The sequence below is a fragment of the Ruegeria sp. C9 genome (assembly GCF_056537585.1).
The window spans coordinates 153,914-175,038 of the sequence record NZ_JBQFRU010000006.1 but is presented as its reverse complement, the minus strand read 5'-3'; the positions used below and the strand labels follow the sequence as shown (position 1 = coordinate 175,038).

16 protein-coding genes and 1 riboswitch are annotated in these 21,125 nt (G+C 56.0%); of the genes, 4 read left to right on the top strand and 12 right to left on the bottom strand.

Annotated features, from left to right (window positions below):
* Window positions 1-149: 149 nt before the first annotated feature.
* Entirely contained in the window at window positions 150-2,492 is a 2,343-nt protein-coding gene (locus ACR0NE_RS16620) for a heavy metal translocating P-type ATPase (protein ID WP_170597560.1), read from the bottom strand.
* Between the two features lie 186 nt (window positions 2,493-2,678).
* Between ACR0NE_RS16620 and ACR0NE_RS16615 the strand changes: the two genes are divergently transcribed.
* On the top strand, window positions 2,679-2,951 hold the full coding sequence (locus tag ACR0NE_RS16615) for a hypothetical protein (protein WP_170392939.1): 273 nt from the start codon (window positions 2,679-2,681) through the stop codon (window positions 2,949-2,951).
* A gap of 41 nt (window positions 2,952-2,992) precedes the next feature.
* Here the strand turns inward: ACR0NE_RS16615 and ACR0NE_RS16610 are convergent, their stop codons facing one another.
* Complete coding sequence (locus tag ACR0NE_RS16610) at window positions 2,993-3,655, bottom strand: L,D-transpeptidase (protein ID WP_170402530.1); 663 nt, start codon at window positions 3,653-3,655, stop codon at window positions 2,993-2,995.
* Window positions 3,656-3,870: 215 nt separating this feature from the next.
* A riboswitch (cobalamin riboswitch) is annotated at window positions 3,871-4,083 on the top strand.
* A 76-nt stretch (window positions 4,084-4,159) separates the two neighbouring features.
* On the opposite strand from ACR0NE_RS16610, the gene ACR0NE_RS16605 reads away from it, so the two are divergent.
* Window positions 4,160-4,843, top strand: a complete 684-nt coding sequence (locus ACR0NE_RS16605; protein ID WP_170392744.1) for an energy-coupling factor ABC transporter permease — start codon at window positions 4,160-4,162, stop codon at window positions 4,841-4,843.
* Between the two features lie 105 nt (window positions 4,844-4,948).
* Here the strand turns inward: ACR0NE_RS16605 and ACR0NE_RS16600 are convergent, their stop codons facing one another.
* The 10 genes from ACR0NE_RS16600 to ACR0NE_RS16555 form a co-directional block, all read right to left on the bottom strand.
* Window positions 4,949-5,572: a transglutaminase-like cysteine peptidase gene (locus ACR0NE_RS16600; protein ID WP_255611833.1), complete on the bottom strand. Its 624-nt coding sequence runs from the start codon at window positions 5,570-5,572 to the stop codon at window positions 4,949-4,951.
* 504 nt (window positions 5,573-6,076) lie between these two features.
* Window positions 6,077-7,498 (bottom strand): AMP-binding protein, encoded by a 1,422-nt coding sequence (locus ACR0NE_RS16595; protein WP_170597558.1) that lies wholly within the window; start codon window positions 7,496-7,498, stop codon window positions 6,077-6,079.
* Entirely contained in the window at window positions 7,491-8,336 is an 846-nt protein-coding gene (locus tag ACR0NE_RS16590) for a hypothetical protein (RefSeq protein ID WP_170597556.1), read from the bottom strand. The genes ACR0NE_RS16595 and ACR0NE_RS16590 overlap by 8 nt, the downstream gene beginning before the upstream one ends.
* Window positions 8,333-9,664 carry a hypothetical protein gene (locus ACR0NE_RS16585; RefSeq protein WP_170597554.1) on the bottom strand — a complete coding sequence of 444 codons (1,332 nt, stop codon included), beginning with the start codon at window positions 9,662-9,664 and terminating at the stop codon, window positions 8,333-8,335. The genes ACR0NE_RS16590 and ACR0NE_RS16585 overlap by 4 nt, the downstream gene beginning before the upstream one ends.
* On the bottom strand, window positions 9,661-10,761 hold the full coding sequence (locus ACR0NE_RS16580; protein WP_170597552.1) for a DUF3419 family protein: 1,101 nt from the start codon (window positions 10,759-10,761) through the stop codon (window positions 9,661-9,663). The genes ACR0NE_RS16585 and ACR0NE_RS16580 overlap by 4 nt, the downstream gene beginning before the upstream one ends.
* A complete protein-coding gene (locus ACR0NE_RS16575; protein ID WP_170597550.1) occupies window positions 10,754-13,210 on the bottom strand; it encodes a PEP/pyruvate-binding domain-containing protein in 2,457 nt (818 codons plus the stop codon). The genes ACR0NE_RS16580 and ACR0NE_RS16575 overlap by 8 nt, the downstream gene beginning before the upstream one ends.
* Window positions 13,207-14,118 (bottom strand): UbiA family prenyltransferase, encoded by a 912-nt coding sequence (locus tag ACR0NE_RS16570; protein WP_170597548.1) that lies wholly within the window; start codon window positions 14,116-14,118, stop codon window positions 13,207-13,209. Before ACR0NE_RS16570 ends, ACR0NE_RS16575 begins: the two co-directional genes overlap by 4 nt.
* The gene (locus ACR0NE_RS16565; RefSeq protein ID WP_480459752.1) at window positions 14,115-15,353 is read right to left on the bottom strand and encodes a hydroxymethylglutaryl-CoA reductase; all 1,239 of its coding nucleotides are present in this window, start codon (window positions 15,351-15,353) and stop codon (window positions 14,115-14,117) included. Before ACR0NE_RS16565 ends, ACR0NE_RS16570 begins: the two co-directional genes overlap by 4 nt.
* Window positions 15,354-15,723: 370 nt before the next feature.
* Complete coding sequence (locus tag ACR0NE_RS16560) at window positions 15,724-17,034, bottom strand: sensor histidine kinase (RefSeq protein WP_480459750.1); 1,311 nt, start codon at window positions 17,032-17,034, stop codon at window positions 15,724-15,726.
* 53 nt (window positions 17,035-17,087) lie between these two features.
* Window positions 17,088-17,756, bottom strand: coding sequence for a response regulator transcription factor (locus ACR0NE_RS16555; RefSeq protein ID WP_170392736.1), 669 nt, complete (start codon window positions 17,754-17,756; stop codon window positions 17,088-17,090).
* Window positions 17,757-17,895: 139 nt separating this feature from the next.
* On the opposite strand from ACR0NE_RS16555, the gene ACR0NE_RS16550 reads away from it, so the two are divergent.
* Window positions 17,896-18,984, top strand: coding sequence for a type 2 periplasmic-binding domain-containing protein (locus tag ACR0NE_RS16550; RefSeq protein WP_170402506.1), 1,089 nt, complete (start codon window positions 17,896-17,898; stop codon window positions 18,982-18,984).
* Between the two features lie 79 nt (window positions 18,985-19,063).
* Window positions 19,064-21,094: a tripartite tricarboxylate transporter permease gene (locus tag ACR0NE_RS16545; protein ID WP_170513284.1), complete on the top strand. Its 2,031-nt coding sequence runs from the start codon at window positions 19,064-19,066 to the stop codon at window positions 21,092-21,094.
* Window positions 21,095-21,125: the final 31 nt, after the last annotated feature.

Sequence of the window (21,125 nt, the reverse complement as noted above, 5' to 3'; positions counted from 1 at the left end):
CATCTTCAGGATGAAATGCCATACAAGATCCAAGACTGATTGATACATCGGGCACCACGCCACAGTGATAGATTGTGAAAATCGGCTGTGGGATGCTGATTTCAGTGGGCATCCCACAGCACACGCGATCTTAGGTGCCGCGCGCCTGATTACTGCCCATGCGCCAATTCAGCATTTTCACCTGGCGTTCCAACGGTTTCTGTTCCTGTTGAGTGTATGTTACCCTCCGAGGCTTTCAGAAGCCGCAAGGCGTTAGCCACGACCAGCAAGGACACTCCGACATCTGCGGCGATTGCACCCCACATTGATGCCAATCCAAAACCGGTAAGGGTCACAAACAGTGCTTTGGTCGCAAGTGAGAAGCCGATGTTCTGACGGATGATCGACATGGTTCGACGTGAATGATCGATCAGCCAGGGTACTTTGCCGATGTCATCAGTCATCAGAGCAATGTCTGCAGTCTCAATAGCAGCATCAGATCCAACTGCACCCATCGCAACTGCATAATGTGCCCGAGCCATCGCAGGCGCGTCGTTGACGCCATCGCCGATCATCGCAACCATCTCGTGCTGTTCTGCCAGTTCCTCAATCGCAGCGACTTTGTCCTCCGGCAGAAGTTGGGCCCGGACTTCGTCGATGCCGACTTCGGCTGCTACCGCTCTCGCTGTTTGTTCGTTGTCACCAGTCAGCATGATGATTGACTTCACGCCCTGCGCATGAAGCTGGGCTACGATGCTTCGGGCTTCGGGTCGAATGCGGTCCCGCAGCTCAAGCAAACCGGTTAACCCGTTCTCATCCCCGACAACAACAAGTGTGCTTCCCGCGCTCTCGATTTGGTTGCGCAACTCGGCAGGGATGGACGCGCCAAAGCCTTTCTCGACAGCGAAGCGGTCAGAGCCAAGCCAGATATCTCCACGCTCGGTACGGCCTTCCAGACCACGACCGGGAACGGTTCGGATGTCTTCAGCCGCCGATATCGAAATGTCGGTCTGTTCTGCCTTGGTCAAAATGGCGCGGGCCAGCGGGTGTGAAGACCGAACCTCGAGGCTGGCAGCGCTCGCCAACAGCTCCTGCTCGGATGCGGCGCCCAGCGGATAGACATTGGCCACTTCAGGCTCACCCATGGTGATCGTGCCTGTCTTGTCCATGGCCAGTGCGGTGGTACGCCCGGGGGCCTCGATATATGCGCCGCCCTTAATCAGAACCCCAGCCCGGGCCGAAGCGGTCAAAGCCGCAACGATTGAAACCGGTGTGGAAATGACGAGCGCACAGGGGCAGGCGATAACCAGCAGAACAAGTGCATTGTAAAACCAGAAGCTCCACGATGCGCCAAATGCAAGCGGTGGGATCAGGGCGATAGCCACTGCGACGACCATAACGATGGGCGTATAGATCCGCGCAAATTTTGTAACCCACTGCTCAACCGGCGCACGGCGAGCATGAGCATCACCGACCATCCGGATGATCTTGGCAAGCACGGTATCGGACGCTGTTTTCGTCGCACGTATTTTGAGGGTGCCTTCACCATTGATTGTGCCGGCATAGACCTCATCACCCAGCTCTTTAGGAATCAGCGCGCTTTCACCTGTGATTGGAGCCTGGTCAACGGCACCAGCCCCTTCGATGACTTCCCCGTCAAGTGGAATGCGATCCCCACCCCGAACGATGAAGCTGTCACCGACAAAGACATCCGCCGCTGGGACCGTTGCCTCAGAACCGTCAGCACGAACCAGCCGAACCGTCGGGGGGGCCAGATCAAGCAGTGCGGATACCGCGTTCCGAGCACGTCCGACACTCCAGCTTTCCAGATAAAGAGAGAGCGAGAAGAAAAATGCTACAGTTGCCGCTTCAAAAAACTCACCCAGAGCGATGGCACCAGCGACAGCAACAACCATCAGAAGGTTCATATCCGGCGAAAGTCGACGCGCCGAAGACCAGGCCTTAGGGGCCACCAGCCAGACGCCAAACAAAATCGCGACTGCGAACAAAGCTGCCTCGGCTAAAGGCATCGGAACCTCACCATGTCCTGAGAACAGCCCGAGCGCACCGCCCATGCCGGTTTCGAAAATGTGCCAGCCAAAACCTGCTGCCCAAAACCCTCCGCTAAGAGTGGTGAACCGCCGCTGACGTGCAATATGCGCCGCCTGGTCCTGGGCGGCATTTCCGTCATCCCATGGTTTGGCGGTCATACCAGTACTCGCAACCAGCAGCATGACATCTTCGTCAGATAACTTGGAAGCACTTTCAAGAAGCGTCATCCGACCGTTGATCACATCAAATGCGAGATGCTCTTCACCACCTGCTTTCGGGCCGACGACACGGTTCAGGATCGCCACCTCTTCGGCGCAATCAAGGCCAGAGACCTGAAAGCTTCTACCACCTTCAGGAATTGGACCGGCGGGGGCGATGTCGCCACACCCGCCACTACCGCATGCGTGGTGACCATGTTTGTTTTCGTGGCCATGGTCGTGGCTATGGGTATCGGATGACATGATTGGACCTCAAGAATCTCTATGGTCCTTTGTAAATAGTTCCTACAGTAACTAGAGCTTCAATACCTTTTATATTTTTTTCATCCGGGTTCTTTGCCTGCGATATTGTTAGTTCATTTCGTCTTGCGGGCCGGCCGTGTGGATGCAATCTAATTGCAGATGACGCAAAAAATTTGGAATAGATCAATGCAGAAACGGATCGCAATTACCATCACGTTAGTCTCGATTACGGCTGGTTGCTCAGCCCAGTTCACTGGGGCCAAAAGCAAAGCACTTGAACCAGGCAACGTGCCAGATTCGGTCGTAGCGCTGGCAGGGCCGGCGCAGGATTTGACCACAGCGCGCCTCCTGCCCGAAGACAATTGCTTTTGGTATGAGCACAGCGGACCCGTCGAGACGACATTGGTACCATTGCGCGCGACGAATGGCGCTCCGATCTGCATTGCGCGCGACGCCTGATCGAAATGAGGGCAGCGACGTCCATGTACGCTGCCCAATATTCATGAGCGGGCTGTGACGCTATCTTCGGCAGAGTATAGGAAAGCGGTCGAGCCGGTTTTCACGTTTGGGTAGAGGTCATTGATATGAGCCATGATCATTCGCACACATCCAGAACTTGCGCGACCGCCGATGCTTCTTGGCTCAGGCGTGCCGTGAATTCTGAGATATGTGTCTCGGTCTCCAACGTATAGATAAAGGGCACGAGAGCCGAGAGCATTATTCGGCCCGGGCTCCATTCCATTCCGGAATTCCGCGTATTCGGGGTTGCGCTCGATCATTGAAGCGGTTGGTGTCCAGTGTGGCCATTCGACCTTTCGGCGGATAACATAGGTGCCGGGCTCGTAAAGGTTCCCGCGCGCGATCGCTACGCCATAGCGCATTGCGGTCCCGCCTTCTTCGATATGGTAGAGATAGCGCGCGACGGCATCCACATGGATGTCACCTGGAACCAAACCATCATTTGCCGCGACGCGTCTTGGTAAAAAACGGTCATGAACACCCCACGGATTTGAGGTCATTGGATCGTAACCAATTGGCGTGACCTGACTGTCCCAATAGGTCTTCTGCGATGCGGTTGGCCAGGTTTTGGCGATCAATGGACTGGCCGCAGACGCCGAGAACAGCGCTGTGGTGGATTGAATGAAATGGCGCCTTGTAAGCATAGGTCTCGTCCTGGTTCACAAGTTTAACGTATTTGGATCGCACCATCGCGAATTAATTCGAATCTTAAAGCCTCTAGCAGCTAGAGCTTCAAGAGGTTTCAGGTAACGCTTGGTTTACCCAGTTGATCACGTGACCGGTTGCGTGAATCCTGCTTCGGTCGAGTTTACATTGGAATAGGTCGCAAAGACAATTGACACAGGCGAAGCCGCCATTGTAGCGGTGATTTGTTTTCGGTTCCTGATGGCGGAAGCCAAAAGGATTAAAAGGGAATACGGTTCGGTGTTTTCAATGGCGCCAATTCCGTAACTGCCCCCGCAACTGTGAGCGGAGAGCGATGCCAAGACACCACTGGTTCGTAATGGAACCGGGAAGGTTGGCGGAGCGAGCACCCGTGAGTCAGGAGACCTGCCGTAAAGCGCCGGGCTATGCCCAGACTGAACCTGTCGGCCTTACGGTCGATTCAACCTGACAAGCCGCCGGGTGAGGCGGTAGGGAGAAAGAACATGCATATCGAACCGGGCATCGTGAATGGTGCCAAAATCGCGCTTTCCTATGTTACCGCCGCAGGTGCGGCTACTTACGCAGCGAAAGAAACGTTTTCCACATTGCGTGCGAATGGACCTGCATCTTTTGTTATGCGCTCGGTGCTCGCCACCGTTGGGGTTTTCCTTTTCTTCGAAGTCCTGCCGCATTTCCCGGTTGGTGTCTCTGAAGTCCACTTCATCCTGGGGTCGACGCTGTTTCTGCTTCTCGGTGCTGCACCCGCGGCTTTTGGATTGGCAGCTGGTCTCCTGATTCAGGGTGTGTTTTTTGCCCCGTTCGATCTTCCGCAGTACTTCATCAACCTGACCACTCTGCTGGTGCCGCTATTTGCGCTACAGGCACTGGCCAGCCGCATCATCGCACCCGGCACAGCATATGTTGACCTCAAATATGGCCAAGCTCTTGCCCTAAGTGCGACGTATCAGGGAGGAGTAGTCGCATGGGTTGGGTTCTGGGCCTTCTACGGCCAGGGTTTCGGCGCAGAAACCATGGCGTCGGTTCTGTCCTTTGGCGGCGCTTATATGCTGGTAATCGTCATTGAGCCGATTGCTGATCTGGCAGTGCTTGCGGCAGCCAAGGCAATGCGCGGTTTGAACAGTACAGGTCTGGTGACTCCGCGTTTGTACAACGCTGCGAAAGCTTGACCAAAGTTTGAAGCGGTGTCCTAAACTTGGGTTGCCGCGAAACAACCAGTAGTCGCAGGACCAAAATTTTATTGTGGCGCGTCTCTAAGGCGCGCCACATTGTCTTTAGCCGCTAGAAACCTGTACCCAACGATCAGGGTGATTTGGGTCCTGTATTCGTAGGAAAAGATACCTCGTTTCCTTCCACGATTTGATCCTGTTGGTGACATTGTCCAGAATCAAATCGCCTTCACTCGAGCGATAAACTAAAACTGCATGGCCACTGCGATTGGTGTCTAAGACAGTTGCAATAAGTAGCTTCGTAGGATCCAAGCCGTTCTGCATTAGTTCAAACTTCTTTTGCAAAGCGAAATCTTCGCAATCCCCTGACCCCTGCATTGGTAGCGTCCAGTATTCCTTTGTCCCGTATTGGTTTTGATCCGAAACGGCGCGGATCCTCCGATTGACGCGCAAGTTAATCGCTTTAACGATCTGTTTCTCCTGCGCTTCTGGCAGACCAGAAGTACGAGTATTCGCGCACGCCCACGAATAATCTTTGCAGAGTGATTTGGCGCCCGATGGCGCCTGAACCTCTCTATCTAGTTTGATCCAGGGAAGCTCAGAAGCTTGCAATGAAGCGGCGGAGACAAGGTAGCTGCATATGATACAGGCCAACGATAGATAAACTGGTAACCGTTCCGAAAGTTTTTTCTGAGCGGAAGTAGGTTTTGTCATATCTGCTTTCCCCATACTCGTTTCTCCTGGGTATCTGAAGCTACCGAGCCAAGAGAACTCTATTTCAATCTTTTATGTTCATCGACGCATTACAACAGCTTATACAATTTAAAATGCAGAGCAGCAAAGTTCTCGAGCGCGCAGTTATTAGTCGTGATTATGTGGGTGAGCTTAATTGAGATTCTTGCAGCGGCATAGAAGAAAGCCGGCTAGTAGTCCTGGGTTAGAAACGCTTGAGGTTTGTGGCGGATTTGGATGACGCGTCAAGCTGAACATCTTTGTGCAATGAAATGGGTATCAACCGTTCGCCGGGGCGCACCCTAACAGTGTATCTGCGATTATATGTTTCATGCGGCCAGATGTAACTGGCAATTGCAGATTTCCCCTGACCAAGGTGTGCAGGTTTTGATTGGAAATTCTAAAACAATGACTTCGTCGCTACACTCAGTCCTCTGTTAACGCGCACAGCGACGGGAGCGATGAGTTGGGCAGGTTCAGTGGCCTACGAGACATATTGCGTCAGGTTTCTATGATGCGTGCAAGTTTCGTACGATCGACTTTGGAGGCATGACGCTTGTCCATAGGGATGTGCTTAATCGAAATCACATTTGGAACGTCAAAACCAAGCGCAGATTTAGTCCAATCGTCGATGTGATCCGCGGAACCTTGGACGCAAAGTGTGGGGCCTGCTTTGGTATTGATGAGCGCGCATCGATCTACGCCTGGCCATCGCTGTGCCGCGACTTCGATAGCAAAGGGGAAGAGCGTACCTGAAAAGACTTCAATTTCGGACCCGACGTGCCCCCATAACCATAAACGCCCGTCATCATCCAGCGTGCCAGCGTCACCGGTCCGATGCCATATGACACCACCTTCTGCGATTTTGTTGTTCTTTGAGTGGGTCGGGTCCAAATACCCGTCATTCACATGTGCGCCGGCGACCTGAATTTCATTGTCGCGGATGCGGAGCGTGATTTCGGGCACCGGGTATCCCACAAGTAGACCCCTTCCAACAGCCATGTCGTGGTGATCCTTCACCGTGATATCCGCGGCGTCAAGATGGGCAATCGGTTCAGCCTCAGTCGACCCGTAGACGCACACAACCGACAGACTGTGCCGGGTTCTCAACGCCTCGACAAGACTCGGAAACACCGGACCGCCGCCGGTGAACACCGTGTGCAACGGACCGGTATCGTCGGATTGAACCAGTTTTTCACATAGCGATGGTGGGATGAGGGCCCGGGTGATCTGTTGCGTTTGGAGCCAGCTTTCCAACTGCACAGTCGACAGGCGGTCCGGCTTGCTGAACCTCCAGTTGGGCAGAACACTTGTGCGCCCGGCCGCCAGATTGATCAGGGTGAACACCGGAAAGGCCACCAGATCGCGCTCGGCCTTGCGGCTGTCGAGGAGGGGTGCGATGGCATCGTGCTGCGCCATCAGAAACGCATGTGAGCGCGGAATGGCCTTGGGCAGGCCAGTTGTACCAGAGGTAAAGGAAATAAGGGCGATATCGTCCGGTTGTACCTTTTGCGCCACCGGGTTACTGCGGCTTTTACCAGGCGTCAGCAGGGGCAGGGCCCAGAGATCCGGAACCAGAAACTTCAGCAAAGAATACGCACCCGCTGCACAGAACGCTTTTGGCTTCGTTGTTCGGGCGGCGTGGCGCAGACCGGCCAGCCCCAAGGCTGGCTCTGGTAAGACAACGGTTGCGCCAAGGGTCCAAAGCGCAGCCAGACTCGCATATAGGTCCGCGTTGACAGGCATGGCCAACAACACGCGATCACCTGACTGGATACCCTTGTCCTGCCACCGACCTGCCAAGTGCTGAACGCGCGTGCGCAGGGTTTGAAAGGTGATCTCGCGGCCCTTGCCGTCCACTATGGCTGTCCGGTCAGGAACCCGTTTAACCGCCGCGGCGAATTGGGACAGCAGGTCAGCCATTCAGTTTCCGTCCAAGCAAAGTATAGCGCCGGAATATTGTCGCACCTTCCGCTGCACTGCGCTCGGCGGAGGTGTTGTCATCATGGATCAGCGCATGAATGGCGGTTTCGTACCCCATCCTGAGCGCCGCCTTGTGAAACCGGTGGGCTAGATGCCGTCCGGCGCCCGGTTCGAGACTTGCATAGGTCTTGAGGATTGCGGATGCCGGATTGGGGCCTTCGGCATAATTGGGAATGCCAAACAGAAACCCGGCCAATGTGCCGTCATGGCGGCGCGTAAAAAGGATCAGTTCGCGCTTCATCATCGGCACAACTGGCATATACATGGCCAGAAAATCTGCCTCGGCAATCGGCTTGTAGAACGCGTTGTTTGAGAACGCACGGGTTGAAAGTTTAAAGACCTGACGAAACAGTGCCTCGGGGTTTGTTCCATCCCATTCTTCCACGACAAAACTATCGGTTTCTGGCGGTGCTGATCCAGCGGCGGTCCGCAGCGACACCCGAGCCGAGAAATAGCGGCTGATCTCCGTGAATCCTGCGGATCGGAACACCTCAAGCTCATGCGGTTTGTTGGTAGGCTCCATCAGGAACGGAGCGGACCCGTCGCTGTCCGAGACGAACCGGTAACTGTTCCAGGTATCGCCTGACATCGGCCCGATGATGCGATCCAGGCCTGCGTCTTGCACCCTCTCGATCCCTTTGCGCAGGATTTCGGCACCGGCTTCGGAGGTTTTGCAGGAAAAATCGCCGAAGGTCGCGGCGCGCGCGCCTTCCCAGTTCGGACCGTTCAGATAAACGGTCAGCTTTGCATCCGCCGTTCTGATGATCTCTTTGGTCATGAAAAAACTCCGGCAAAGAACCCAGCACTTAGCGATCCAGCAACGATCCAAACGTAGTAAAGCAACGGCGGCGCGAGGGCCAATAGCGTCAGCCTGAGCACCCTATCTTTTTCGAACCAATGTGGTCGGAGCAACGGCGCAGCGACTGAACAAGCTAATGAGAACAGGACCAGTACCGTCAGCGGCTCGGCCCAGTTCGACTGTTCAGAATTCTGGGAAACAGCCCATGTCCGAATAAGAAACAGGACAGCCGCAGCAAGTGGTATCACAATAGGAATGGGACGCAGCGCCACAGCAGCGAGGCCCATAGCCAGCCCCATCGCGCTGAGCCCAAAGAAGGAAACCGCATCCCATCCCGTTGCATTTCCAGCCGCAAGCCAACCGAACCCCAAAAGCCCCAAGGCGGCTATGATATCCAGATCGGGGTACTTACTGTCACAAGGAGAAGCGGTACGCGCCCAGCCATGTGCGGCAAGAACCATGATCGGCAGTACTGTGTTCTGCAGCTTTGCGGCGGCCAGCAGCAAAAAAACCGCGACAACATAGACACGGGTCGCATGTTTGGTCAGGCCCAGTTTGGTTCCCACTACGCCGAAACTGGCAAGGGCGGCAAAGAACATGGCGGCCAACAGGGCGAGCTCTGCCAAAGAGCTGAAATAGTGGCCGTTTAGGAAAATCAACAAGCCAAGCGGCAGGAACAGGTTGTCAAACCCGCGCCAGCTTTGTGCCTCGACCAATGTGCCAAAAGCCGCAACCATAAGGCACAACATCATGATGTTAGATGGCGGGAGTTTCGATAAGAACAAGAAGCAGATGATCGCAACCAATAGCGTTACGACAAAAAACACCACGGACCCTTCTAAGCTCTTGTCGCCATCTTCTACCACGTAGCGTTTGGTTCCATACGTAGTCCCGGCAAGCGCAGCGGCTGCATCCGCCAGTGTTAGAACGGCGATTGGCAGGATGTAGAACAGCGTGTTTTCCCCGGCTAGCAGAAAGCATAGCCCAACTGCCAGGGCGAGCAGAAAGTCGCCGTAGGACGTACGATCCACACCATGCAAAGTTGCACCCAGACCCGACGAAAAACGAGGCAGGCGCAGCACCAGCATCACCAGGATTGTGGCCGCAATCAGCATGTAAACCGGCCAGCGATCGGGAAACAACCAGGGCAGCAGCAACGCAAAGAGGCCGGTGCTGACATGCATAAGCTTGCGCTGCACTTCGGGTTTCAGGCCCGCTGTATTAGCCAGATTGCGTATAATCATCATTACGCCGACCAGAGCCAGCACCGACCCCGCCGCCAGCAGAATCTGCCCAATAACAGTCACGGTTGAAACTCTTCGACGACGAAATCCGAATAGAAGAATGCCATGTCGCGGGCCTTCTGCTGTGTTTCGATGTCGGTCAGGGTTTCAATCTTGTTTCTGAATTCCGGCGGAACCCTCCGGGGTGCCATCATGTTCCAATAGACTAGTCGGGCATTTGGCTCTGCAGCGGTCAGGATCGACCCGTAAACCTGATGGAAGGTCTCGGGCGACATGTACTCGAAGATGTCGGACAGGTTGAATCCTCTGGCTTTTTCGTCGGTCGACACAAAAGCCTCAAGCGATCCAAGGCGGATGTCGAGACGATCCAACCGGGATCGGATTGTCTCATAATGCTCGGAACGCCACGCCATCGGCAGCGCGTCGCCATGATCGCCTTTGAGAATCCAGTGCAGATAGGGATTTTGCGAGGGATCGGTGGTGACTCCCGCATGACGGATGCGGCGGGCGACATGTTGGGCCGGGCTACCCTCTACATGGTCGAAAAACGCACTGTCCCGGCCCATGCGGCCCATGACAAGGCGAGAGAAGAAGATGTTCAGCAAAAGACGCCATCGCACCGTGTTGAACCGCGTGTCGAAGAATGTCAGTCGCTCTGCGGGCGAGCGGGGAACAAACACTGCGTCGATGGTTCGGCGTGAATGCACAAGAGGCAGTAGCCAAGTTCGAAAGATGCGAAAATAGCGCTCGAACTTGCCGACGCCACCGATGCCGTGTTTTTCGACTTCCGTGATCAGAGTCCGCCAGAAAGCGCGCGTTTCGGCATCTGTGGCTTCCAAAACCTGGTTCAGCAATGCGCCCCGTCGGGTACTTCGCCGCGAGCCGGTGAGTTCAATGAATTCGGGATGGGTCAGCACCTTATAGGCCGCGATCCTGAGCTTAAGGCAGGCCAGCTGGGCCGGTGAAAGATCCAGAACGACAATGCGCGCGGGATCGAGTGTCAGCATTGCCAGCGCATTATCCCCGGCAGAGCAGATGGAGACTAATGTCTTGTTCGCACAATCGCCCAGGGCGGAGGTGAGAACATCCGCGTCTTCCCACAGTTGGGCATAGCGGATATGGTCGAAATCCGCCTTTTTCTCAATCTCACTGCTACCCATCGCAGCGTTCCACCGCACCGCTTGCCCCGTCGACCCGGATCATCTCGCCATCTTCGATCCAGTTTGTGGCGCCTTTCAGGCCAACCACGCAAGGGATACCCAGTTCGCGCGCGACAATCGCAGAATGTGACAACAGAGACCCCCGTTCGACGACGATGGCGGATGCGTTCGAGAATACGGCGATCCAGCCCGGATCGGTGTGGCGCGCCACGAGTATATCTCCGGGGTTTAAGGCCTCGGTGCGCGGGTCGCGGATCACGCGCGCGCGCGCCTTGATCTGACCTGCAGAACAACCTGTGCCGTGCTTCATCCGTGCAGTGTCCGCCTCCGCTTCTGCGTTCTCGGACCAAACCGGGGCGATGGCGGGGCCACGGATTTCGATGCGTTCCGGCGGATCTGGGCGTCGGGACGAGGCTTCGTCTTCCAGTTTGCGCTGCGCAACGATGCCTTTCAGATCAGGTGACAGGCTATAACCTTCGACTGCTCCGAGAACTTCATGTGTTGTCAGGAAGAATACATCCTTTGGCGATGAAAGCAGGTCACGCGCAGCGAATTCGCGGCCGATGCCCAGAAACACGCGCCGCGCATAACCAAATATGCGCGTGCGTTCAAAGCGCAGGTTTTCACGGTCGCGCACCCGCGCCTTGGTCCAGCCTAAAATCCATTTGGCGAAGTACCTTTTGAGTGGGTTTGACGGAAACAGAGCCTTCCAGTCCGGTTCATCGCCGTCCTGACGCCCGGCAGGTGGACGTTCAGCGCTGGCTGCAATGGCCAGCAACAGACTGGACGGGTCATCGCGTAACGGAACGCTTTCCAGCTTGAGCTCTTCCGTACACCGGTCGCCGAACTTTTCAAGATACGCATCAACCTCGGCTTCGATTTGCCGGTGTCCTGACAAAACCGACAGATGTGCATTGGCCTTCAAAGGAGCGGCAAGCCCTGCCTGCCGAACCAACTCTCCCATCCGGGCGATGCGTTGCGCGGGTTCCGCCGAAACGATATCACCTTGCCCGATCATGAGGTCGTTGTGCAGGGTCAACCCGGCCTCGCCCAGCCACTTTTGCAGCAGGTTGCGCGAGCCGCCAAAGGCAATCATGCACAGGAAATCGTTGATCAGCGGGGCATCCCACCGATCCAGCAGAGTGCTTTCAATGCGCCGGTATTCCGCAGCCAGTTGGGTCGCGTTAGAGGCATCCACGTTCAGCCCCGTCTGTAATATGTCGTTCAGCCTGCGGTAAAAATCACGCCGGGTCTGCGGTAGGCGGATGGCCTGCCAGATCAGGCCGCCCGCAACCTTGGCCAGTTTCGCGTACTCCACGAACTTGCGCCAGCCGGTGGTGGGGGGTGGGGCAAGAGCATCCGTGACCTCACGCGGCATCGGTTCAGAAACGCCCATCATCGTTTCCATATAGTCGCGGTTCAGTGAAAACCCGGGCAACAGTGCCAGCGCGCGATACCAGTTGATCAGATTGTAATAGGCGCGCCCGTCCACCCGCCCCAGTAAATTGTCAAACACAGTGGGGTTCAGCGCGACCGTGTGCCGGGACACGCCCAGCAGCCTAACGAAAGCTCGATATACCTGAGAATACACGTGCAGGGCAAAGGAATAAGTCAGCGGACTGACGATGCCCGGATAGCTTTCGACGATATTGGAATTGTCGAAAATGGTAAGCGTCTGATCTTCGAGCGGGGCAGGGCGCAGGGCCGTGGTGATCGGGCGGGCCTGCAGAATATGCAGCCCTTGCGCATCAATGGCCCATTCGATGTCCTGAGGAGAACCGAATAACGCCTCGGCCTTTCGGGCGAGGGCCGCGATGGATCGCGCCTCCGTGACGGTCAAATGTGCAGGGGCGTCAGGAGCGCTTTCCGGTACGCCATCTGCATCGATGACCCAGTCTTCCCCGTCCGCTTCCCCTGACACAAGCTGCTCTGCAAGCCCGTCAATCGCTGAGATCACGACCACATCGCGCCGGCCACTGACCGGATCGGCGGAAAAGGCTACCCCGGCCGCTTTGGCATCGATCATGCGTTGCACGATGATCGCGGGGGCCTCGGCCTCGCCGCCGGATTTGACCGCGCGGTAGGTTTCGACCGTTGATGAGAAACCGGATTGCCAAACCTGCTTGGCCGCCGCGACCACACTCTTGCCGGGAGCATTCAGGACCGTTGCGAACTGTCCTGCATGGCTGTGGTCCACGCCATCTTCGGACTGGCCAGAACTGCGTACCGCGTAAGGCCCGGACCCGAGTGTTTCAAGCGCGGTGGACACAGCCAGTCGCAGGCCTTTTTGCGCGATCGGGCCCGATTGCCCCATACGAAACGCGTCATTTGTGATGACAAAGAATGCGGGCGGGGAAAACCCGTGCTGTGTCAGATGCGACAGGGCTGCCGCTTTGCCTCCAACCACAGAGATGTCGTTGGCATCCATTTGGTCGACGATGAAAGTCATGCTACGGCTCCGATCAGGTAGGGTAGGAAACCAGCCGTGGCATAGCAGAAAAATACCCACAGACCGGAAACAGTGTCCATCCTGTTTTGTGCTTTCACAGTGGGTGTCTGACTGTAGTGGAATGCAGCAACCCCGCAGGAGACCAGCGCCAGCGCGCCGATCAGGGCGCTTGGCCAGCCAACTCCGGTGGCGCGTCCTGTGCCGACGAGAAGCGCGTAGGATAGCAGAACGCAGCCGATCCAGATAAGTCCTGCTAGGCGCGGACCCCATAGGGAGGAATAGGTGTCGACCCCTTCAATCTCGTTTTCGGGCGCCCACAATTTCCGCCCGATCTCAAGGACGCAGCCATTCACAAAGGACAACGCCAGGAACAGCCATAGTGAGGGTGCCGCGCCGCCTGCCGGCAGCCATTCGAGGCCAGTCAGCAATAGATCGATCAAGGGCATGATTGCCATGTGGCTTAGCAGGTACAGAACCGGCCGGGCCTTCAGCCAGGCCGGGACACCGAATTCAACTGTCATCGCAGCGAGCCAGATCCAAACCGCGCCCAACAGCCACAAAACCGACGGGTGCCAGAACCAGGAAGCCGCAAGTGCAAGTGGAATGGTCAATAAGCCCAAGCTCAAAACTTCGCCTGGTGAGACCAATCCGCGTGGGATTGGCCTGTTGGGTCGGTAACGTCGGTCATCCTCGGCGTCCTTGAACTCGTCACAGACCCGCATCTGGAAGAACAGCGCCATGGCCAGCACAAAACCGGCGGCAAAGGCAGGCCACTCGGGCAAAGGGCGGTCTGCCAGACGGGCAGACACACAAATGCTGGCCGAGGAAAACACCAGCAGCAGGGGGACGGTTTTCTTAAGCGGAAAGCGCTCGGATTGGTAAATCCAAATTCGTCTCTGAAAGCTCATCTGTGGCGGGCCAGACTCTCATGGGCGCGGGTGAAATGACCGGCAGCAATCGCGGCGACTATGGAGATTTCGCCGCATAAGCACGTGGCCGCAGCAACTTCGGCTAAAGCCGTGCCACACCCGCTGCCCCGTAGACCGAGTATGTTCAGCGCTGCTGCCTGGCTTGGCAAACCGGTTCCGCCGCCGACCGAGCCGACAAGGATATTCGGAAGCGTGACCGAGCAGAATAGATCGCCGCCCCTAGGTTCCATACGCGTGACGCCCATTGCACTTTCGGCAACGCAGGCCGCGTCCTGTCCGGTTGCGATATAGAACGCAGCCAGCCCGTTGGCATAATGCGCCTGTGCGCCAAACTGGCCAGACAAATGTGCGCCCAGATTGGCGATACGGCCATAGTCCAGCATCGCCTCGACCGTCGTTCCCAGTGTCTTTTCGACAATCTCAGCCGGAAGCGTAACCGAGGCGCTGACTTTCCGCCCGCGCCCCGTCACCAACCCCAGCGCCGAGGCCTTCTTGTCGCCCGAGAAATTACCTTCGACATACCAGTTCTCAATCGCAACAGGACAGCTATCCGCGATTGCGTGGCAAAGGGCGTCGGTGGCGATGGTCACCATGTTCTGACCTGCAGCATCACCAGTGGTATAGCGGCAAATCAGGAAAACGACGTTGGTGTCAATGAATGGCTCCAGCGATACAAGCTTGCCATGACGGGTCGTCGCTTCGGCCGCAGATTTGAGCCTGTCAACATTGGTCACCACCCAATCCACAAATTGCCCCGCTCTTAGCAGGCTATCGAACACAAAGGCCGGGGTCCGCAGCACGCCTTCGTATAAAACAGCGGTACTGATACCGCCCGACCGAGTGGCGGCGTAGGCGCCCCGGGCATAAGATGCGACCAGCGCTGCCTCGGTTGTTGCGAGGGGGACATGAAAGTCGCCGTTGGCGTTCATTCCGTTCAGGCGTAAGGGGCCAATAACCCCGACTGGAAGCTTAACCGTCCCGATGAAATTCTCGATATTGGCGCCATAGGTTTCGGCATCTTCGATAGCCGCCAAATCTGCAATTTGTGCCTGATCCTTGTCGCTGGCCGTTGGTTTCAACTTTTCCCAGAATCGTGCGACCATCTCCTTGGTCGGCTTGCGAGATGGGCGTAAGGTTGAAAACTCAGCATCGCTTGGCGCCATCTGCTGAGGTATCTGGTCAGCATCAAATCGTGCTTTTATGCGTTGAAGCATTTCCCGGACATGAAACGGAATTACCAATGGCGCGCTCCAATAGATTTTCTGTGCAACGCTGTTGCAATCAAAAACCGCTGCGAGGCAAGTTATCAGTCGTTTGATCGAAATCCAGTCAAATGTTCATCGATCAAGTGTTTGATCCTAAAGGGTCTCGCATTTGTCGCAGTTGAAATTACCGGTAGGCCTGAGGACGATGATCTTGGCACGACACGCATCGCCAATGCGGGCCCCCAACTCACGCGGGGCCGGCACGTTTAGTGAACATCTCAGTCGCAGCAAAAAGGACGCGGAAAACCTACATTCGCAGCAATTTTAAATAATGTATTTCAATCCTGATAGGGGCCGGATTTGTCAAAAACGAAACAATTCAAAGAATTATCGGAAGCTCAAGCGTAACGCTCGCTCCTCTTTCGACCTGGTTGATTAAGACTGATCCGTCGTGGCGCTGCGCCACCGCAGAGACGATTGACAAACCCAGACCACTGCCTTCGGAATATTCCAACTGGGAGAACCGACTAAATGCAGCTTCGCTTTGGTCGGGCGAAAGGCCAGCGCCGTCATCAGCGACAGTAAGCCTAACGTTTCCGCCGTCAGAACGCAGCACGACTGAAATGCGGCTCAGTTTAGCGCCACCGTGCTTAACAGCATTGTCTAACAGGTTCTTTAGAGCTTCAGTTAGAAACACCTGATCACCTGATACTGTGACCGCCGTCTCTGGCATCGTGACATCAAACTCGATGCCTTTTGCAAGAATGTGAACTCCCATTTCTGCGCAGGCTTCTTCGACAACCGAGCGGAAATCAATTTCAACCATTTGATCTTGGTGCGTCGGTTGCCTGAGCCGTTCAAGTGATAGCAGTTGTTCAGCGACTGTTGCTGAGTTCTTTGCCGCTGCAACAAGCTCGATGATGCGCTTATCTCGGTCTTTATCGGTTTTCGCATCTCGAAGCGCTTCGGCCATCGACTGAACGGCGGCCGCCGGGTTCCGTAGCTGATGTGCGGCTTCGGATATGAACACCTGATGGGCATTGATACTTTTTTCCACCTGTCCAAAGAGTCGGTTCAAGGTTTTGACGACACCTTGAACTTCGGCCGGTACAGGGCGTTTTATCTCACTCAGGTCATCTGGGGAGCGCAGGTCGATTGCGTCCTGTAAATCCAGGAGGGGCCGCAGGCCGCGAGCAACTCCGAACCATACCACAAATGCCAGAGTGGCAAGTAGGATTCCCATGAGAATTCCTGCGCGGATTGACAGCTCATTTGCAAACGCGTTGCGATCCGCCATACGTTGCCAAACTGTGACCGTCGCATCTCCTATCAAATTTTCTATGGTCACACGTTCTGTCAGCTTAAGAACTCGCACCGGCTCGTCGCGATAGAGTGCTTCGAAAAACTGCGGCCTGTTCGCCTCTTGTGTAGACGGGTTCGCGGGTGCCGGAGGGTATGCATAGCCAGTCACGTAGATGCCACCCGGGCCCGTAACATGATAAAAGATCTCTCCGCCCGACGCGTCGCGGATCAAGCTGCGCGTGGTGGGCGAAAGTGCGTCACCTCCTGAAATCGCGACATCTCGTGAAATTGCAAGACCGGCAGATAGCAGGCTGTCGTCAAACAGCTCCTGAGCCGTTTCCTGGGCAATCATAAAGCGCCAAAGCCCAAGAAGGATCGCAAGCAACACCAAGGGTGTCAGGATAAGAATGAAGAGTCGTAGCCTGAGGGAGCCGTGCCTGATCACTTCTGCACCTCAAGAAGGTACCCCAGACCGCGCGCTGTCTTGATCTTAATGCCGAGATTCTGAAGGCGTTTTCGTAACCGCGACACATGAGGTTCAACAGCTGAGTCATCGACATCGGCCCCAACGCCATAGACATAATCTGTGAGTTGGCTTTTAGGAACAATTCTGCCCCGACGCTCCAACAGGCATTCAAGCACCGCTATTTCCCGCCGTGGTATATCAATGACTTCGCCCTGAACACTAACCTGACGCGATGCGCGGTCGAATTCGAGGCTACCGATGCTCTCCCGCGCTCCGTAGTCAAGCTCTTTGCGCCGAGAAAGTGCTCGGACGCGTGCTTCTAACTCGTCCATTTCGAAGGGTTTGACCAGATAGTCATCTGCGCCCATATCCAAACCGGTCACCCGGTCGCTTGTTTCGGTGCGCGCTGTTAGCAGGATCACGGGCGCACTGTCACCACGTTCGCGAAGCGACCTCAGGATGTCCAACCCTGACCGGCCGGGTAGGTTGATATCCAAAACGATCAAATCCGCGCCTTCTTGTTGAAGGTAAAGGTCAGCCGCATCTCCGTCAGTCAGTATATCTGCCGCATGACCTCGGTCACGAAGGCGATAAGCAATGGCATTGGCGAGTGGCTCATTGTCCTCGACTATGACGATCCGCATTAGGTCTCCTGCAAGTTTCGCGCAAGGTTGGCGCTCCATGATTGCCAGATGGGAGGGGGAATCAACCCCACAGTTCTATTTGCGATCACGGTAGCGCCGGGGGCGATGACGTGATTGTCTGGTCAACAGGGAGGAACCAATGACCATTTCCAACTTCACCCGTCGCGCCGTCGTGGGGCTGATCGCCGCCGCCGGTATCGCTGCACCTGCCGCTGCCGAGGTTGATTTCTCGGGCAAGACCATCGAATGGGTCATCCCGTTCTCGGAAACGGGTGGTTCGGCGAAATGGGCCAACTTCTTTGCGCCGCTTCTGTCCGAAGCTCTTCCGGGTCAACCGACCGTGGTCGTGAAATTCATGCCGGGTGCTGGTTCGACCAAAGGCGCAAACTGGTTCCAGGAACAAAGCCACGATGATGGAACCTTGTTGTTCGGCACTTCCGGTTCAACTCAATTCCCTTATCTGCTGAGCGATCCGCGCGTGCGTTATGAATACAACGACTGGATCCCGGTTATGGCGTCCGGGACGGGTGGTGTCGCCTATCTGAACGCAGAAGATGGTGCCAAGTTTGATGGCTCCGCAAATGCGTTGAAAGACACGAACTTCATCTACGGCTCGCAGGGCGCAACGCGTCTGGATCTCGTGCCGCTGTTGGCATGGCAAATGCTGGGTATGAACGTTGAGCCAGTCTTTGGCATCAAAGGCCGTGGCGATGGTCGTCTGATGTTCGAACGTGGCGAAGCTAACATCGACTATCAGACCTCATCCGGCTATTTGGGTGGATCCGCCCCGCTGGTTGAGGCCGGTCAGGCTGTGCCGATGATGACCTGGGGGGCGCTGGATGCCGATGGAAACATCGTCCGCGACCCGACCTTCCCTGATATTCCAACTTTCAAAGAGGTTTGCGAGGCAACGGATGGTTGTGAAACCAGTGGCGAGGCGTGGGACGCTTGGAAAGCGTTCTTTGTCGCAGGTTTCCCGGTTCAGAAGTTGGCTTTTCTGCCTGGTGATACACCACAGGAAGTGGTCGACGCCTACACCGCAGCGTTTCAGGCTGTGACCGAGCGCGGCGACTTTGCTGATATTTCGTCCAAACGCGTCGGTAAGTACCCGGTATTTGTGGGCGACGGTTCCAAGGCGGCGCTGCAAACCGCGACAAACGTCGACGACAATGCCAAAGGCTACGTTCTGAACTGGCTCAAAGAAGCCTACGGTGTCGAGCTGAACTAAGCCCACACACCACAGCGCGCACCCCAATGTCGGGTGCGCGCTTTTTTAAACACAAGACAGTATATGAAAGGCGGCCGCTATGGAGGTTTTCGCCACCGCTCTTCCTGCGCTCAATGATGCGTGGGGTTTGATCCTGCAACCTATCGTACTGGGGTATCTTGTTCTCGGTGTCGTTATGGGACTGGCCGTAGGTGTTTTCCCGGGACTTGGCGGTATTGCCGGTTTGTCCCTGTTGCTGCCTTTCATGTTCGGGATGGACCCAATCCTTGGTTTGGCGCTGATGATCGGGATGGTCGCCGTTGTTCCGACCTCTGACACCTTTGCTTCTGTTCTTATGGGGATCCCCGGCAGTTCCGCCTCTCAGGCAACTGTCCTGGACGGCTTCCCAATGGCGAAGAAGGGTGAGGCTGCGCGGGCGCTATCTGCCGCGTTCGCTTCATCGCTGTTTGGCGGTTTGGTCGGCGCAACCTTCCTAACAATGTTCATTCTGGTCGCGCGGCCCATCGTTCTGGCGTTTGGTCTACCAGAGATGTTGATGATCACCATCCTCGGCCTTTCCATGGTTGCCATTCTGGCTGGGCGCATCCCCTTAAAGGGCGTCGCAGCTGCTGGGCTTGGGTTGATGGTTGGCACAATTGGTGAGGCGGACGCTGGCGGTTCGCTCCGTATGGCAACCTATGACATTCCGTATCTGACAGATGGTTTGAAGCTGGTCATCGTTGGATTGGGCATCTTTGCCGTTCCCGAAATCGTCTCGCTGCTGCGGCAGGATCGATCGATTGCCAAAGGGGCTTCGCTGGGGGCGGGTTGGCTGGACGGCGTCAAAGACTGGGCCGCGAATATCTGGCTGTCTGTTCGCTGCTCGATCATCGGGGTGGTCGTTGGCGTCATTCCCGGCCTAGGCGGTTCGGTCGTCGACTGGATCGCTTACGGCCATTCGGTTCAATCGACCAAAGATAAAAGCAACTTCGGCAAGGGCGAAGTGCGTGGCGTCATCGGGCCGGAAAGCTCAAACAACGCCAAGGAAGGCGGCGGGCTGGTGCCTACGCTACTGTTCGGCATTCCCGGCTCGGGCTCGATGGCGATCTTCATCGGCGCAGTGGCTCTGTTGGGGTCTGGCGACATCGAGGTCGGTCCAAGCATGCTCAAGGACAATCTCGACATCACCTATTCGATCGTTTGGCTTTTGGCGCTTGCTAACGTCGTGGGCACCATCCTGTGCATCGCGGCTTCCGGAGGCATCGCCAAGCTGACAACGATCCGCTTCACCTATCTGGCACCTTTCCTGTTTATGCTGATCAGCTTTGCAGCCTTCCAGTCCGGTCAGAACTTCGAAGACCTTCTGGCGCTGTTCGTGATCGGCCTGATCGGGATCTTCCTGCGCCGGTTCGATTGGTCGCGTCCGGCCTTTCTTATTGGGTTCGTGCTGTCGAACCCGGTTGAGAAGTTTACCAATCAGGCGTTCCAGATTGCCTCATTCCGGTTCCGCAAAAGCTTTGGTGAGGGCATGGAGTATGTCTTCAGCCCGATCGTGATTGTTCTGATCTTGGTCACTGTGGCTTCGGTCATTTTAGGAATTCGGCAGGCTAAGATGATCATGGCCGAAGGTGAAGTCCAGTCTGGCAGCAAGCGCGCGCCGTTGATCTTCCTGCTGGTGATCATGGCCTACCTAATCGCGGCATTGATCAACGCCAACATGATCCCAGACTACAACATGACCGACAAGATCATCCCGTTGGTGATCGGCGGTGTGTCCTTGTTCTGCTGCGTGATCCTGCTGATCCAGATGATGCGGAGACCCGAGGGTGATGCAATCTTTGCCGATAAGGAAATTGCCGGTGAAGATGCGAGCGCACCGCATGGGCTTTGGTCGACGTTGGCGTGGTTTGCAGGTCTTATCGCGGCAACGTGGGTTGTTGGTTTCATCCTAGCCCTGATCGGGTTTCTGATTGCCTTCTTCCGCATTCGAGCCGGTTCAAGCTGGCAGATGACGCTGATCCTGACAGCCTGCGGCATCGGTTTCATGTGCATCATGGCAGGCGCTCTGAACCGGGATTTCCCACCGGGACTGTTGCAAGACATGGTGAGCCTGCCATGGCCACTGAAATGAATGCTCCACTGAGGTCCGGCCTGCGAAGCAG

Bases quoted from the DNA above. Each gene is read 5' to 3' on its own strand.
- ACR0NE_RS16620 (WP_170597560.1), bottom strand. From the start codon at position 2,492: ATGTCATCCGATACCCATAGCCACGACCATGGCCACGAAAACAAACAT.
- ACR0NE_RS16615 (WP_170392939.1), top strand. From the start codon at position 2,679: ATGCAGAAACGGATCGCAATTACCATCACGTTAGTCTCGATTACGGCT.
- ACR0NE_RS16610 (WP_170402530.1), bottom strand. From the start codon at position 3,655: ATGCTTACAAGGCGCCATTTCATTCAATCCACCACAGCGCTGTTCTCG.
- ACR0NE_RS16605 (WP_170392744.1), top strand. From the start codon at position 4,160: ATGCATATCGAACCGGGCATCGTGAATGGTGCCAAAATCGCGCTTTCC.
- ACR0NE_RS16600 (WP_255611833.1), bottom strand. From the start codon at position 5,572: ATGGGGAAAGCAGATATGACAAAACCTACTTCCGCTCAGAAAAAACTT.
- ACR0NE_RS16595 (WP_170597558.1), bottom strand. From the start codon at position 7,498: ATGGCTGACCTGCTGTCCCAATTCGCCGCGGCGGTTAAACGGGTTCCT.
- ACR0NE_RS16590 (WP_170597556.1), bottom strand. From the start codon at position 8,336: ATGACCAAAGAGATCATCAGAACGGCGGATGCAAAGCTGACCGTTTAT.
- ACR0NE_RS16580 (WP_170597552.1), bottom strand. From the start codon at position 10,761: ATGGGTAGCAGTGAGATTGAGAAAAAGGCGGATTTCGACCATATCCGC.
- ACR0NE_RS16575 (WP_170597550.1), bottom strand. From the start codon at position 13,210: ATGACTTTCATCGTCGACCAAATGGATGCCAACGACATCTCTGTGGTT.
- ACR0NE_RS16570 (WP_170597548.1), bottom strand. From the start codon at position 14,118: ATGAGCTTTCAGAGACGAATTTGGATTTACCAATCCGAGCGCTTTCCG.
- ACR0NE_RS16565 (WP_480459752.1), bottom strand. From the start codon at position 15,353: ATGCTTCAACGCATAAAAGCACGATTTGATGCTGACCAGATACCTCAG.
- ACR0NE_RS16555 (WP_170392736.1), bottom strand. From the start codon at position 17,756: ATGCGGATCGTCATAGTCGAGGACAATGAGCCACTCGCCAATGCCATT.
- ACR0NE_RS16550 (WP_170402506.1), top strand. From the start codon at position 17,896: ATGACCATTTCCAACTTCACCCGTCGCGCCGTCGTGGGGCTGATCGCC.
- ACR0NE_RS16545 (WP_170513284.1), top strand. From the start codon at position 19,064: ATGGAGGTTTTCGCCACCGCTCTTCCTGCGCTCAATGATGCGTGGGGT.